Consider the following 14,694-nt stretch of genomic DNA (forward strand, 5'->3'; position numbering starts at 1 on the left):
CCACAACCAGCCCACCTACGACCAGCCCACCGACGACCAGCTCGTCGTGCGCACCGGACCCGAGCCCGCGACAACGGCACCGGCGCCGCACCCCATGGAAAGGCACCCTCAACCGAGGGCACCGCCAACCCGCCGGCGAGCAATGATCGAAACCTGTGGATCTCCCGGGAAAGGGTGTGTCTTCCCGGATCGGCAAGGGCGTGTCTCGAAGTAGACCAATCAGGCTGCCGTACTGACTCAACGGCTCCATGAGGCAAGCCACATCACGAAGGCTCCGAACAGCATGATGGCGAGGATGAGGGCGACCAGGAAAAGAAGGGCCCGGTAACGGCACGCACCAGACTTCGGACGACCTCGCCCGCGTGGGGGTGACGTCGGAAGACCGGCTCGCCCATTCTTGCGCGGAGTACGGCACTTCCGCCGAGGCTGAAAACCGCCAGTGCAGCCAGGCTCGCTGCCACGGCCAGCACACGATTCAGCCCCGTCCCCGTCCACGTGTAACTGAGCATGAACAGGGCCACCAGCAGGGACATGACAGATAGCCCGGGGCACACAAGGCTCGCGGTCAGGGCTGCCTCCGCGACTCGCCGAGACCCGATGCGGTCACCCATGGGCGCTCCCTCGCGTCGACGGCGGTAACTGAGGGCGTCCACCAGATACGGCCAATCCTGGCCGGCGCGAGTAACAGGATGAACACGAGCCTGGACACCGCTCCAGCGGGTGGGCGTGTCAGGGCATGCCGCCGCTCAGCCGACTTCGAGACACACCCCACGCCCTGGCTGTACTGACCAGGCACGTTGTTGACGGCTGAGGGTGGTTGATCAATAGGAAGACCTCCGGTGTGCGTTCGGCCAGTTGCGCGTCGGCGCGGGCCCGGGCGGCCCGGGCCTGGGTGGCCGACCCCCACCCGGTAGTAGTTGGACCAGGCGATCTCCAGCATCCGGCACAACCGCTTCACCCCGTAGGCGGGCCTGGTGGTCGGCGACGAACTGGAAGCGGTTCATCAGCGCGTCTCCCCGGCGGCATACTCAGGGGCCTTCCGGAGTATGTCGCGTTCGGTCTCCAGTTCACGGATCCGCGCCTCGAGGTGCTGAATCCTCCTGTTCATGCACGTCAGCAGACGATAGGTACTGCCGCGTCGGCGGCGCAGCGGGGGCGAGCCGGGTCGGCGGCGTCCCGCGCCGCTGGCCCTCCAGCACCAAGTTGCGCTACAAGCCACGGCTGATCCCCAGATCGGCAGCGATCCGCTTACAGGTGTTGAACGGGTCAGACAGGAACAACGCCACCGCGTCGGCCTTAGACTCCTCCGGGATAATGCGTCAGCGCCATCAAAAGACACCTTCTTCCCCTGGACCCATGATCCACACTTCAGGGGGAAGGCACCCTGTCCAGCGTCGACCATGTCTCCATGCGGGTCGACGGCGCCTACCTGTGGGCCGACGGCGTGAACATCAATGTCCGGCTGGAGGAACACAGGCTGTGCCTGCTGGTGATGATCGGAGTACGCGCCGACGGCCGCACGGAGCTCATCGCGCTGACCGACCGCCACCGGGAATCCGCTGAGTCGTGGCCCGACCTGCTGCGTGACTGCAAGCGCCGCGGCATGCACGCTCCGGTGCTCGCGGTCGACGACGGTGCGCTGGGCTGGCGGGGCGTGCTGCGCGAGGTGTTCCCGGAGTCTCGCGAGCAGAGGTGCTGGTTCCATAAGCTCGCAAACTGTCTCGGGGCGCTCCCGGAGTCCGCGCACCCCGGCGCGAACAAGCACCTGGCCGAGATCTGGAACGCCGAAGAAGCAGAGCACGCCCGCGTAGCGGTGAAGGAGTTCGAGGCCGCCTACGGCGCCAAGCGCCCCAAGGCCGTAGCCAAGATCCGTGACGACCTGGACGAACAGATGGCCTTCTACGACTTGCCCGCAGAGCAGCGGGTGCATCTGCGCACCACCAACCCCATCGAATCGACCTTCGCCACCGTCCGGCACCGCACCAAGGTCACCACGGCGCCCGGCTCGCGAACGGCAGGCCTGGCCATGGCCTTCAAGCTCATCGAATCCGCCCAAGCCCGCCGGCACGCCGTCAACGCACCCCGCCTCCTCGCCCTGGTCCGTGCCGGAGGCCGATTCGAGCGCGGCATCCTGGTTGATCGCCGGCAGGACGTCGCGGCATGACCGGCCACCTGGAGCACCCCCTGCTGTTCCTTGATGTCGACGGGCCGCTCCTGCCGTTCGGCGACGGCTCCCGAGGCGAGCGGTCGGGCACAGGGGCGACCGCGCACCTGGCACGGCTCGACCCGCAGGTGGGGCCTCGGCTGGCGGCGCTGCCGTGCGACCTGGTCTGGGCCACGACCTGGGAAGACGAGGCGAACGCCCTGATCGCACCCCGGAGCGGGCTGCCCCGGCTCCCCGTCGTGACCTGGCCCGAGCCCTCCGCCGAACACGAACGTGAGGACCAGTGGTTCGGGCTCTGCTGGAAGACCAGGACCGTGGTGGCCTGGGCGAACCAGCGTCCATTCGCCTGGGTCGACGACGAGATCACCGACGCCGATCGGGACTGGGTGACCGCGCACCATCCCGGCCAAGCCCTCCTCCACCACGTCGCGTCGTCCCAAGGCCTCACCGACGACGACTTCGTGGCCCTCGACCACTGGCTACGGACGGTTTGAGGCACCGAAGATCCCCTGCTTCCGGCAATTGCTCCGCCGGCCCTTGAGATCCCCATGCCGCATTCCGCCGTCAGGCGATGATCGTCCACCGCGTCACGACGTGCCCCTCCACGACCTGCCCTTCACGGGCTGGTGCGATTCAGCGGGGTACCCGGCCGTTAGATTGACACCCCTGCGCCGCGGGGGGCGCCGACGCGTCATTTCCACAGTGGCGTGGGCGACTCGTGGACGTCGCCTGTGGAGGCGAAGATCAGGTAGCGGTCGAAGTCGGTGGCGAACCAGCGGTCGTGGGTCACGGCCAGCACGGTGCCCGAGTAGGACGCCAGACCCTCCTGGAGTGCTTCGGCGCCGGCCAGGTCCAGGTTGTCGGTCGGCTCGTCCAGCAGGAGAAGCGTCGCGCCGGACAGTTCGAGGAGCAGAATCTGCAGGCGGGCCTGCTGGCCGCCGGAGAGCGTTTCGAATGGGCGGGAGCCCGCGGGGGCCAGTTCGTAGCGGGCGAGCGCGGCCATGGCGTCGTTGCGGGTCAGTGCGTTCTCCGACATGACGATTTCCGCCGGTGTACGGCCGAGCAGGTCTGGGCGTGTGTGCGTCTGGACGAAAAGGCCGGGAACCACGCGGGCACCCAGACGGAAGGCTCCGGTGTGCGGGACGTCGTGTCCGCCCAAGAGGCGCAGGAATGTCGATTTGCCTGAGCCGTTGGAGCCGAGTACCGCCACGCGTTCGCCGTACCAGATCTCGGTGTCGAAAGGGCGCGTCAGGCCCGTCAGTTCCAAGGACTCGCAGATCAGGGATCGTTTGCCGGTGCGGCCGCCGTGCAGGCGCATTCGCACGTTCTGTTCCTTGGGGGCGCTCTGCGGTGGTCCTGCCTCTTCGAAGCGTTGCAGGCGGGTGCGGGCGGCCTGGTAGGAGGACGCGACCGCGTCGTTGTTGGCGGCGCGTTGGCGGAGCGTGTGGACGAGTTGCTTGAGGCGTGTGTGCTCCTCGTCCCAGCGGCGGCGCAGTTCGTGGAGGCGTCCGGTGCGTTCGCGGCGGGCCTGTGCGTAGCCCGGGTAGCCGCCGCCGTGTATCCAGACGCCCCGCGACTCCACGGTGACGATGCGGTCGGCCGTGTCCGCGAGGAGTCGGCGGTCGTGGGACACCAGCAGGATGGTCTTGTTCGTGGCCCGCAGCTTTTCGGCCAGCCATTCCTTGGCCGGGACGTCCAGGTAGTTGTCAGGTTCGTCCAGCAGGAGAACCTCGTCCGGGCCGCGGAGGAGGGCCTCCAGGACGAGGCGTTTCTGCTCCCCGCCCGACAGGGTGTTCACCCCTCGGGCCTTCACCTCGTCGTAAGGCAGGCCCAGCGCCGCCGTGGTGCAGGTGTCCCAGACGACCTCGATGTCGTATCCGCCTGCGTCGGTGTAGTCGGTGATGGCTTGCGCGTAGGCGAGCTGGCTGCGTTCGGTGGCCATATCGGGTTCGGTGACCATATCGCGCTCGTCGGCCAAATCGCGTTCGGTGGCCGCGAGACGTTCCGCGGCGTGCCGTACGTTCTCGGGGGCGATCGAAAGCAGAAGGTCGTGGACGGTCCGCCCGTCACGGACGCTGCCGACGAACTGGCGCATGACGCCGAGGCCGCCGGAGCCAGTCACGACGCCTTCCGATGGCCGGATGTCACCCGCGATCAGCCGCAGCAATGTCGTTTTGCCTGCGCCGTTGGGCCCGACGAGGGCCGCCTTGGTGCCTTCGCCGACGCGGAATGACACGTCGTCCAGGAGGAGCCGGCCGTCGGGGAGCGCATATGTCAGGCGGCTCACCTCGATGTGTCCCATGCCATCCTCTCGTACGCTGTTCGAGTAACCGGATCATTGGTCTAGTAATCGCTCAATGTACTAGCTTGGGTCGCATGAGCGAGAGCGTGTGGCTGCGGCAGGAACGTCAGCGCAGGGAGGCGCCACCTCTGACGCGGGAACGCATCGTCGGCGAGGCCGTGGCGCTGCTGGACGAGGAGGGCGTCGGGCGGTTGACGATGCGGCGGCTCGCCGAGCGTCTCAACACCGGATCCACGACCCTGTACTGGCACGTCAGGACGAAGGACGACGTACTGGAACTGGCGCTCGACGCCATCTTCGGCGACGTCCCCATGCCTGACGCGGGGCCAGGCTGGCACGCCGACGTGACCGCGCTGATGTCGGGGTGGCGGGCCGCGATGCTGGACCATCCGTGGTCGGCGGCGGTTCTGGGTGGACGTCCCCTTCTGGGCCCCAACGTCATGGCCCGCACTGATTTCCTGTACGGGGTTCTGGCCGCGACAGGGCTGACGGGGCCGCAGCTCGCAGGCGCCGCGTACGCGGTCGCGAACTATGTCATCGGCTCAGCGCTCATGGAGGTCGGGGCACAGCGCGGCGACGAGGCCGCGGAGCATGAGGCCGCCGCGGAGCATGTCGCCCGCAACCGTGACCGGTATCCGAACCTCGCCGCGCACGGCCATCTGAGCGGGGACGAGTGGGACGCCGCGTTCGTCCAAGGGCTGGAATGCCTGCTGGAGGGGTTGGCCCGGGTCAGCCTCCGCTGAGGTCGACGACCTTCAGGCCGGGGGTCTTGTCGATCTCCTGGGGGCAGAAGCTTTCGGTGACCCAGCGCTTCTCGGAGAAGAGGCGGGTCTGGTCGGCGTAGTGCGGGGACGTCGGGTCGGCGGACTGCGAGTACGTCATCAGCGTCCGGGTGTCCGGGCAGCGGTCGCCGTCGAAGGAGACCACCTGGACGTAGCTGGAGCCGGTCCTGACCTCGGTGTAGCCCTTGCCGGGCGTCCACGTGGCCTCGATCTTGTTGAGGATGCCGAGGCCCTCGGTGCCGCCGCCGATCGGGATCCGCTCGCCGTTGCGTGTGACGTACTGGTGGTCGCCGAGGGGCGCGTCGAGGGGGATGTTCGACTTGCGCAGTTCGTCGACCGCGTCGATCAGGGCCTTGCGGGCCGCCCAGGAGCCGGTGTTGAAGTCGCGTGGTGTGTCAACGGGGTCGGACGCGTCGAACGGCGTCTTCCACAAGTCCCAGGCGGCGGTGGCCTTGCGCCAGTAGCGGTCGAACAGGAGGGCACCGCGGCTGCCGGTGTCGGCCGTCCTGTCCCACTCGGCGAGAATGTCGCAGGGTTCGCCGAGGTGCATGTCGCGGCACATCTCCACGGTGCCGTCGGCGGCGAGTTCGCCCGCGTGGTTGCGGTTGGCGAACACGAGGTTCTGCATGTCGGTCCGGGTGAACCTGCTCTCGTCGAGCCGGTCCTGGACGGCGACGAGGCCGCTGCGGGTGCGCAGGCTGCGGACCGCGTTCTCGTTGCCGATGATGCGGTCGTAGCCGGTCAGCGGCTCCTCGGGGTTGGACAGCCAGTGGCTGTCGTTGGAGTTGGTGACGTAGTCGGCGCGGTTCAGTACCGGGTAGCGGTCCGGGTCGAGGATGCCCGGCTGGACGGTTCCGGGGGCCTTGCCCGGCGCGCACGACGATCGGGTGCCGTCCAGGATCGCCAGGCCGGCCTGGCGGAACGTCAGGTGGCCGAGGAGGCTGTTGCAGCGGTCCGCGAACTCGTCGGTGACGTTGGGCAGCACCTGGATCTGCGCGAAGAGTGCGTTGCCTCGCGAGTCGGCGGCGATGGTGTTGACCCAGGGCAGGCCTTGCGTTCGCTTGAGCGCGCGGACGGCGTCGTCGGTCGTGCGGGCCTGGCCCAGGGCGAGCGAGGTGTTGGCGAGGCGCACGTTGGTGGCGTTCGGGTCGGTGATCGCGTACGCGTTCCACGTCGTCCACGGGAGGTCGACGGCCGAGACGGACGTGACGATCGGGCCGTAGCGGCTGCGCCACTGCGTCTTCGTCACCGGCTTGAGCGAGCCGTCCTGCTGCTTGACCTGGACGGTGACCCGCCGCTTGGTCATCTTCTCCTTCTTGCCGTCCACGAAGTAGGACGTCGGGTCGCCGGGCACCAGGCGCAGTTCCGCCAGGGTGAGGGGCACGCCCTTGGCGACGGTGTGGCTCCACGCGAAGGTGGAGTTGTGGCCGATGTTGACCACGGGCGAGCCGAGGAGGCCCGCGCCGCTGACGTTGAATTTGCCGGGGATCGTCTGGTGCATCTGCCAGAAGCGCCTCCCGTTGTGCCACGGGTAGTGCGGGTTGCCGAGGAGGAGCCCGTGCCCGTTCGCGGTGGCCTGGCCCCCCACGGCGATCGCGTTGCTGCCCATGCCGGCGTCCGGCAGCAGGTTGCGGGCGGCCTCGGCGGCCTCCTGCGGCGACTGCGTCCTGCGCAGCGGCGTGTTCTCCCCGGGCGGCCCGGCTCCGACGATCTGGTCGGTGACCATTCCGGACCCGCCGAGCATGGCGAGGGCGTAGCCGCTGCGCTGGACGTCCAGTTCGGTGATGGGCCGCAGCCATGGCGCGCCCTTGCACGCCGGGTCGGTGATCTCGCCTTCGCGCAGGAACCGGTTGTATCCGGCCGCCCAGCCGCGGCTCAGCTCGTGCACCTCGGCGGCCGGGCCGTAGGGGGCGGGCACGGCGCTCAGCTTCTCGACGATTCCGCTGTCGTTCACGGCCGTGAAGAACACGTCGCTGGCCAGGTTGGTGGACGCAGATGACAGCGACCCGTCCGGTGCGGCGTCCGGGCCGAAGTACGTGGATCGTTCGCCGCTCAGCGTGACGACGCCCTGCGCGATCAGGCAGATGTTGTCCTTCGCCGCCGCGTAGCCGGTGCCGTATCCGAGTCCGGCGTAGTCCTTCGCCGTGATGTGCGGGATGCCGTATCCCGTGTAGCGGATGGTCGCCGACATGCCGCGCCCCGCGCGCAACTCGGTGGCGGCGGCCCCCGCGCCGGCGGTCACGGGGGTCAGGGCGGCGGCGGTGAGGACGGCGGTCCCCATCACACGCAGGAGGGTTCGCGGCATTGCGGCTCCTTGATCACAGAACACCGCAAAATTCGCACACGCCGACAGCTCTGGCAAGCCCCTGAGCGCTACGGCAGCAGTCCGGGGAGGTCGGCGGCGTGGTCATGGAGGTACGCGGCGAGCGTCTCGGGGATGAGGTCGATGGACGCCAGGCCGGCGGAGGTGCAGGCCATGCGGTCGACGTCGTAGCGGCCGTTGCCGGGGTCGTCGAATTCGGGGCCGTGCCTGCGGGACACGTCCATCGAGGTCAGGCGGCACACGTAGAACGTGTTGAGGCGGTAGAGGCCCGGGCTCTGCTCCGCGCAGGCGAAGACCTGCCGGACGGGCCCGGCGGTGGCGCCCAGTTCCTCGTCGAGTTCGCGGCGCAGCGCCGCCTCGGGACTCGCGTCCGTGGGTTCGACCTTGCCGCCGGGGGTCGTCCAGTAGACGGGACGGCCCGGGCGGGTGCGCCGGATCAGGACGAGCGCGTCGCCGTCCAGCAGCAGCGCCCGGACGGCCCGCCGGACCCGTACGGTCCCGCTGACGAGTCCAGGTGGGCCGGACCGGGCCTCCACACGGCGCATATCGCCGATCATCTCACCTTGGAGCACACCGCAAGCCACCTCGCACGCCCGCGTCCGGCGCCGCCGCGGACCGCGGACCGCGGACCATCGGACGCCTGACCGGGACGACCGAACCGTACGGCTCGTCCCCCAGGGCGACCCCGCCGCCGTTACGATCGCCACTGGCATGCTCTGTACCGGAACGGCGTGAAATGGATGATGTGGAGGTCCGGCACCTGCCGGGCGATCTGCCGCGGCTGTTCGACGACAGCGACGGGGTCGGCGGCGGGCCCGGCGGCGCGGCCGAGCGCGCGCTGTCGGTGCCGCTGCCCGAGGGCGACCTGGTGTGGCCCGATCCCGGCTACCCGCAGCGGCGGCTGCTCATGCGTCCCGCGTTCTGGCTCAGCGACGAGCCCGTCCACGGGGATTTGTGGGGCGGGCTCCGCGCCGAGCACCCCCGGTCGGGCCTGTGGCCGCTGCTGATGGACGAGAGCGACCAGCCCTGGGCGTCCGGCCAGATCGCGCCCGAGCCGGCGGCGGAGATCGGCAACTACCATCCCCACGCGTTCATGTACGAGGTGTGGGCCGACTGGGCGGATCAGGTCGCCGAGGAGGATCTCGACGACCTCGCCCCGTTCGGGCGGCACTGCCCGGGCCTGGCCCCGCCCGGCATCCCGATCGACGACCCCGGCGCCGTGGCCGACCGGTTCGCCCGCGCGCTCGCCAGGCGGGGCATGTCGCTGGGCCTGGTCGCGGTGGACCGGGGCGCCGACGCCCTCGCCGTCACCGGCTGGCAGGGCGCCCTCAACCACAACGAGTGGACGGCGCCGCTCGCCGCCGTCCTGCGGAGCTGGGAGGAACGCTTCGGCGCCCGCGTCGTCGGGCTCGGCTTCAACACCCTGGAGGTCAGCGTCGCCGCGCCGCCGGTCACGACCCGGCACGCCGTCCACGTCGCCGCCGAGCACTGGGCGTTCTGCCCCGACATCCTGTTCCAGGGGCCCGGCAGCCTCGCAGGCTACGCCGAGGAGATCCGCGGCAAGACGAACTGGTCCTTCTGGTGGGACTGACCGCGCGCGGGAGGACGCTGCCCGCCATCGTCGCCGCGGCCGTCGCGCTGACGCTGGCGGCCGACGTGACGGTCCTCGTCTCGTGGCACGCCGGCGTGGAGGACTCGCGGGCGGACGACCTGGTGTCGGTCGACCGGGGTTCGGCGCCGCAGGCCCCGGCGGTCGCGCCACTGACCCGCCGCTACACACCGCACCTCCTCGTCGCCGGGACGTCCCCTCTGCCGCCCCGGGCCGTCGAGCGCGCCAGGGCGCTCAAGGGCGTCGCCGGGGTCACGGTCGTGGACGCCGCGCGGGCCAAGGTCGGCGGGCACCGCATGGGGCTGCTCGGTGTGGACCCGTCGAAGTTCAGGGCGTTCGCGCCCGAGGCGACGGCGGAATCCGACCAGTTGTGGCAGACGATCGCGTCGGGCGGCATGGCCCTGTCCTTCGAGCAGAGCCGCGACGGGACGCTGCCGCTCGGCGCGGTGGTCCCCGCGGGCAGCAGCGAGCGCTCCGGCCGGGTGCGCGTCGGCGCCTACGCCTCGATGGGCATCGGCGACATCGACGCGGTCGTGTCCCGCGAACAGGCCAGGGCACTCGGCATGCCGGACGGGAACGGCCTGGTCGTCAGCGCCCCGAAGGGCGACACCGGCAAGCTCGTGGCGCGGCTGAAGAAGATCCTGCCGCCCGGCACGAAGGTGGCGACACTGGCGCCGCCGCGGACCCCGGCCGGGACCACCGAGCGGAAGGGGCGGCCGCGGCTGACCGGACGGCCGGACGGGGTGACGGCCGAGTCGACCCCCATCACCGGCAACAGGATGACGCCGAGGATGCGCGCCGTGGTGCTGGAGATCGCCAGGCTCTTCGGGCCGTTCCCGGTGATCGGCTGCCACCGCTCCACCGCCGACGCGCAGGACCACGGCGACGGCCGCGCCTGCGACTTCATGGAGAGCACCGGCGGGCGCATGCCGAGCGCCGGCGCGCTGCGGCACGGCGACCAGGTCGCGGCCTACGCCGTCGGGAACGCGCGGCGGCTCGGGATCTCCTACGTCATCTGGAAGCAGCACATCTGGAACGTGCGCGGCGGAGGCTGGCGCCCGATGGAGGACCGCGGGAGCCTCACGCAGAACCACTACGACCACATTCACATCTCGGTGCTGCGCTGACCTCTCCCCCGCCCGCGCGGCGGGTCAGGGCAGGTCCTGTTCGCACCAGACGACCTTGCCGCCGACGGTGCGGCGCACGCCCCAGCGCTGCGCCAGCCGTCCCACGACGTGCAGGCCCCGGCCCGACTCGGTCATGTCGTCCTCGTCGTCGTGGTGGCGGATCCGGGGACGGCCGTCGGAGGAGTCGAAGACCTCGCAGACCAGGCCGCCCTCCCGCACCAGCCGCAGCGTGATCCGCCCGCCCGCGTGCCGGATCGCGTTGGTGACCAGCTCGGATGCCAGCAGCATCGTGGAGTGGGCCATGTCGTCGAGGTCCCAGCGGGCCAGCCGGTCGCGGATGAGGCCCCGGGCCCGGCGGACGGCGGCGGGCTCGGCGGGCAGCTCCCAGGTGGCGTGCTGGTCGGCGGGGATGCGCGCCAGCCGGGCCACGAGCATCGCGATGTCGTCGCGGTGCTGGTCGTCGTAGACGCCGTCGAGCGCCGCCTGGCACAGGTCCTCCAGCGGGCGGGCGGCGGCGCCGGGGCCGAAGGTGGCCTGCAGCCGCGCCAGCCCGTCGTCGATGTCGCGGGCCCGGTTCTCCACGAGCCCGTCGGTGTAGAGGAACAGCAGCGTCCCGTCCTCGACGGTGAACTCGCGGCTGACGATCGGGCCGTCGCCGCCGACGCCGAGCGGCGGCGCGGGCGGCACCGGCAGGAACTCCGAGTCCTTGCCGGGCGGGGCGAGCAGCGGCGGCAGATGCCCGGCGCTGGCGACCTCGCATCTGCCGCTGACCGCGTCGTAGACGACGTACGCGCAGGTGGCGAAGTGCGGCTCCCGCTCGCCGAGCGTCCGCATCAGCGAGTCGAGCCGTTCGAGGGCCTCGGCGGGCGGCAGTTCGAGCCCGGCGAGGGTGTGGATGGCGGTGCGGAGCCGGCCCATGGTGACGGCGGCCTTCACCCCGTGCCCGGCGACGTCCCCGACGACCAGCGCGACCCGCGCGCCCGGCAGCGCGATCGACTCGTACCAGTCGCCGCCGACCTCGATGAGGCGGCTGCCCGGCAGGTAGCGGTGGTGCACCTCGACCGGCGACGGCGCCGACAGACCCGTCGGCAGGAGGCTGCGCTGCAGGGTGAGGGCGGTGGCGCGTTCCCTGGAGTACTGCCGGGCGCTCTCGATGAAGATGGACGCCCGGTTGGCGAAGTCCATTCCGATCTCGACGTCGTAGGCGTCGAAGGGGCGGTGTGCGACGTTGCGGGTGCAGACGAAGAACCCGAGTTCGCCCGCCGCGGACGCGATCGGCAGCAGCAGCATCGAGGCGCCCTTGAGCAGCTCGGCGACCGGCGGGCGGCGCCATCCGGCCGCGAGCTTCGCGGCGCCCTCGGCGCCGAGGGCGCGCAGCACCGGCTCGCCCGACGCCATGCACAGCGCGTGCGGGGTGTCCGCCGGGTAGACGAGCGACTCGCCGGTGGGGAACGTCGCGTCCCAGGCCGGGTCGTCGTCGTCGAACCCGATCGCCATGCGGCGCATCTGCGGGCCTTCCGGGCCGTCCGGCGGCTCGTCCGCGTCGATGTGGCGCTCCAGCAGGAGCAGGGCGCCGGAATTGCAGAAATGCGGGACGAGCACGTCCATCAGGCCGCGCGCCAGCATTTCGAGGTCGAGGGTGGAGCCGATCCGCGGGAGCGCGTCGTCCAGCAGCGCCCTGCGGATCACGGCGGGGTCGACGAACCGGTCGGCGAGCGGCACCGGCACCCGGACGACGGCGAGCGCCACGACGTCGGGGGCGCCGCCGTTCATGGGGTGCACGGTGATCATGGGGTGCACGGTGACGACCGCGTCGAGGGTGCCCCCCTCCGGGTTCTCCACGGCGAGCATCGCCGTGCGCTCCCGCCCGGCCTTGATCGCCTCAAGCAGCGGCTCCCGCGCGCCGGGGATCAGCTCGTCGAGCGGGGCGCCCTGCAGGTCGTCGCCCTTGGGGGCGAGAACTGCGGCGGCGTTTCGGTCGAACTGGAGTATTCTCCCAGACGAATCCATGCCGAGAATCAGAATTCGGGTGGACGACTCCATCGCTCGATTATGGGACATCACGGGCCGCGATGCGGGCGATACGGCAGGGGAACCGACCGGAATCCGTCCGTCAGGTGCGCGTGTGGCGTTCGTCAAGGAATTGTCGCCAGGTTCGCTCGCCCACGGCGTGGCCGGGCGTCAGGTGGTGCCCGTCCCGGAATCCCCGGACGACCTTTCCGAAGAGCGGCAGCGGCACCCGGACGGGCCGGCGCAACCCTCGCGCCCGCAGGTACGCGCGGGCCATCTCCTCGAACGCCAGCACCTCCGGGCCGCCCATGTCGTCGACCCGCCGCGCGGGCCCGCCGGCGAGGGCCAGTTCCGCGAGCCGCCCGGCGACCTCTCCGACGTCGATCGGCTGGTCGCGCAGTCCCTTCGGGAGCACGGCGATGCCGGGGATCTTCGTGAGGACGTTCAGGGCCATGTCCGGGAGCGTGTGGAACTGCGTGGTCCGCAGGATCGTGTACGGCAGCCCGGAGTCCTCGATGAGCCTCTCCACCGCGTACTTCGTGCGGTAGTAGCCGTAGGGGATCTTGTCCACGCCCACGATCGAGATGTAGATCAGGTGCGGGGCGCCCTGCTTGCGCGCGGCCTCGATCAGCAGGCGCGCGGCGGGCAGGTCCCGCTTGGTGTGGAACGGGTCGCTGGCGCAGTGCACGATCGTCTCGGCGCCGGCGACGGCGGCGTCGATGCCCTCGCCGGTGGACAGATCGCCCCTGTGCCAGGTCACGCCGCCCTCCGGGTCCCTGGTGCGGCGGCTCAGCCCGTGCACGTCCGCCCCGGCCTCGGCGAGCAGGCGGGTGAGGGGGCCGCCCAGTGTGCCGCTGGCCCCGGTCACGAGAATCATCGGTTCCTCCTTCGACTCGGGTCCCGTCCGTCCATCGGGACCCTTCCCGTCAGGATGGACCGGACGACTCCCCGGAACGTGACAGCGCCCGGTCGGCGAAGGCGAGCTTGTCGGGATTGACGATGATGAACAGGCTCGTGATCCGGTCGCCGGAGACCTCCGGCACCCGGCTCGACGCCTCCGACACCTCCAGGATGTCCGCGATCTGCCGGTGCGGGTAGGCGAACGCCTCCCGCAGCACGAACACCGCCCGTTCGGCGGGGGTGAGCGACTCCATCGGCGTCAGCAGCGCCAGTGACACCGAGTCGCGCTGCTGGACGGTCTCCAGCGGCTCCAGCGGCCCCGGCGCGGCGGCCGGCACCGGCTCGGGCAGCCACGGCCAGATGTAGGACTCGCGGCGGGCCCGCGCGGAGGTCAGCCGGTTCAGGCACAGGTTGGTGACGACCTTGGTCAGCCAGGCCCGCGGCTCCTCGGCGGCGGCCCGGTCGGTGCGGTTCCAGCGCAGGAACGCGTCCTGCACCGCGTCCTCGGCCTCCTGGACCTCCCCGAGCATCCGGTAGGCGATGCCCGTCAGCCTGGGGCGCATCGCCTCGAACTCCGCGGCCTCGCCGGCCGCCATCGGCCCGGTGTCCATCAGGGTCTCCCGAAGACCTGCGGCGGCGGGACGGGCGCGACGATCTCCTCGCCGTCGTGCATCGGCGCGGCGCCCGCGCAGAACGCGGCGAGGTCGCCGCCCTCCAGCAGCCGGGCCCGGACGATGCCGCCCGCCGCGCGGCGCGTCAGCGCGGACACCGGGAGCGGTTCGCGCGACCCGGCCACGATCAGGTTGCCGAACCGGCGGCCCCGCAGTACGCCCGGGTCGCCCATCAGCAGCGTGTGCCGGAACACCGACCGCACGGTGGCGGCGACCCGGCGGGCGAACGGCAGCCGGAACCCGTCGGCGACGTTGATCATGTATACGCCCCGGGGCCGCAGCACCCGCGCGGCGTCCAGTACGAACTCGCGGGTCGCGAGCTCGGGCGGCATCGACGCCTCGGCGAACGCGTCCATCACCACGAGGTCGTCGGCCCCGTCGGCGAGCGCCGCGATCCCCGTCCGCCCGTCGGTGACGCGGATCCGCAGGCCGGGGATCCCCTTGACGGGAAGCTGCTCGCGGACGAGCCGGACCAGCTCCGCGTCGGGTTCCAGGACGATCTGCCGGGACCCGGGCCGGGTCGCTGCGATGTAGCGGGGCAGGGTGCAGCCGGCGCCGCCGATGTGGACCGCGTCGAACGCCCGGCCGTCCTCGCCGAGGGAGTCGACCACGTCGCCCATGAGGCGCATGTACTCGAAGTCGAGATAGGTGGGGTCGGACAGGTTCACGTACGACTGGGGCACACCCCCGACGAGCAGCATCCAGCCGCCGTCGCGGTCGGCGTCCCGCAGCAGTTCGGCTTCCCCGCCGTCGATCCTGTAGGTGTTCGGCCGGGGACCGTGCCTGCCCTTGCGCGCCATGTCCAC

Annotated in this window: 11 protein-coding genes and 1 pseudogene; 5 read left to right on the forward strand and 7 right to left on the reverse strand. The window is 71.1% G+C overall.

Annotated features, from left to right (window positions below):
- Positions 1–1,405: 1,405 nt before the first annotated feature.
- Together ACGFK0_RS36810 and ACGFK0_RS36815 are read left to right on the forward strand one after the other, a co-directional pair.
- Positions 1,406–2,164, forward strand: a pseudogene (locus ACGFK0_RS36810) (IS256 family transposase); the annotation flags it as partial.
- Positions 2,161–2,658 (forward strand): HAD domain-containing protein, encoded by a 498-nt coding sequence (locus ACGFK0_RS36815; RefSeq protein WP_392913222.1) that lies wholly within the window; start codon positions 2,161–2,163, stop codon positions 2,656–2,658. The pseudogene ACGFK0_RS36810 and the gene ACGFK0_RS36815, both read left to right, overlap by 4 nt.
- Before the next feature lie 197 nt (positions 2,659–2,855).
- On the opposite strand, the gene ACGFK0_RS36820 is transcribed toward ACGFK0_RS36815, so the two are convergent.
- Positions 2,856–4,466, reverse strand: coding sequence for an ABC-F family ATP-binding cassette domain-containing protein (locus ACGFK0_RS36820; RefSeq protein ID WP_392913224.1), 1,611 nt, complete (start codon positions 4,464–4,466; stop codon positions 2,856–2,858).
- Between the two features lie 74 nt (positions 4,467–4,540).
- Here ACGFK0_RS36820 and ACGFK0_RS36825 point away from each other — a divergent pair, with 74 nt between their 5' ends.
- Positions 4,541–5,209 carry a TetR/AcrR family transcriptional regulator gene (locus ACGFK0_RS36825; protein WP_392913226.1) on the forward strand — a complete coding sequence of 223 codons (669 nt, stop codon included), beginning with the start codon at positions 4,541–4,543 and terminating at the stop codon, positions 5,207–5,209.
- Here the strand turns inward: ACGFK0_RS36825 and ACGFK0_RS36830 are convergent.
- Entirely contained in the window at positions 5,196–7,553 is a 2,358-nt protein-coding gene (locus ACGFK0_RS36830; RefSeq protein ID WP_392913228.1) for a penicillin acylase family protein, read from the reverse strand. The genes ACGFK0_RS36825 and ACGFK0_RS36830 overlap by 14 nt on opposite strands.
- A gap of 68 nt (positions 7,554–7,621) precedes the next feature.
- The gene (locus tag ACGFK0_RS36835; protein WP_392913230.1) at positions 7,622–8,116 is read right to left on the reverse strand and encodes an NUDIX domain-containing protein; all 495 of its coding nucleotides are present in this window, start codon (positions 8,114–8,116) and stop codon (positions 7,622–7,624) included.
- A 191-nt stretch (positions 8,117–8,307) separates the two neighbouring features.
- On the opposite strand from ACGFK0_RS36835, the gene ACGFK0_RS36840 reads away from it, so the two are divergent.
- Positions 8,308–9,162, forward strand: coding sequence for a DUF4253 domain-containing protein (locus tag ACGFK0_RS36840; protein ID WP_392913232.1), 855 nt, complete (start codon positions 8,308–8,310; stop codon positions 9,160–9,162).
- Positions 9,150–10,307 (forward strand): hypothetical protein, encoded by a 1,158-nt coding sequence (locus ACGFK0_RS36845; RefSeq protein WP_392913295.1) that lies wholly within the window; start codon positions 9,150–9,152, stop codon positions 10,305–10,307. Before ACGFK0_RS36840 ends, ACGFK0_RS36845 begins: the two co-directional genes overlap by 13 nt.
- Before the next feature lie 24 nt (positions 10,308–10,331).
- Here ACGFK0_RS36845 and ACGFK0_RS36850 read toward each other — a convergent pair whose 3' ends face one another.
- From ACGFK0_RS36850 to ACGFK0_RS36865, 4 genes are all read right to left on the reverse strand, one after another.
- Entirely contained in the window at positions 10,332–12,317 is a 1,986-nt protein-coding gene (locus ACGFK0_RS36850; protein ID WP_392913234.1) for a SpoIIE family protein phosphatase, read from the reverse strand.
- 103 nt (positions 12,318–12,420) lie between these two features.
- The gene (locus tag ACGFK0_RS36855) at positions 12,421–13,194 is read right to left on the reverse strand and encodes an SDR family oxidoreductase (RefSeq protein ID WP_392913236.1); all 774 of its coding nucleotides are present in this window, start codon (positions 13,192–13,194) and stop codon (positions 12,421–12,423) included.
- Positions 13,195–13,243: 49 nt separating this feature from the next.
- The gene (locus tag ACGFK0_RS36860) at positions 13,244–13,828 is read right to left on the reverse strand and encodes a sigma-70 family RNA polymerase sigma factor (RefSeq protein ID WP_392913238.1); all 585 of its coding nucleotides are present in this window, start codon (positions 13,826–13,828) and stop codon (positions 13,244–13,246) included.
- Positions 13,828–14,688 (reverse strand): spermidine synthase, encoded by an 861-nt coding sequence (locus tag ACGFK0_RS36865; RefSeq protein ID WP_392913240.1) that lies wholly within the window; start codon positions 14,686–14,688, stop codon positions 13,828–13,830. Before ACGFK0_RS36865 ends, ACGFK0_RS36860 begins: the two co-directional genes overlap by 1 nt.
- Positions 14,689–14,694: the final 6 nt, after the last annotated feature.

Source organism: Spirillospora sp. NPDC048823, from assembly GCF_043198445.1.
Lineage (GTDB): Bacteria > Actinomycetota > Actinomycetes > Streptosporangiales > Streptosporangiaceae > Spirillospora.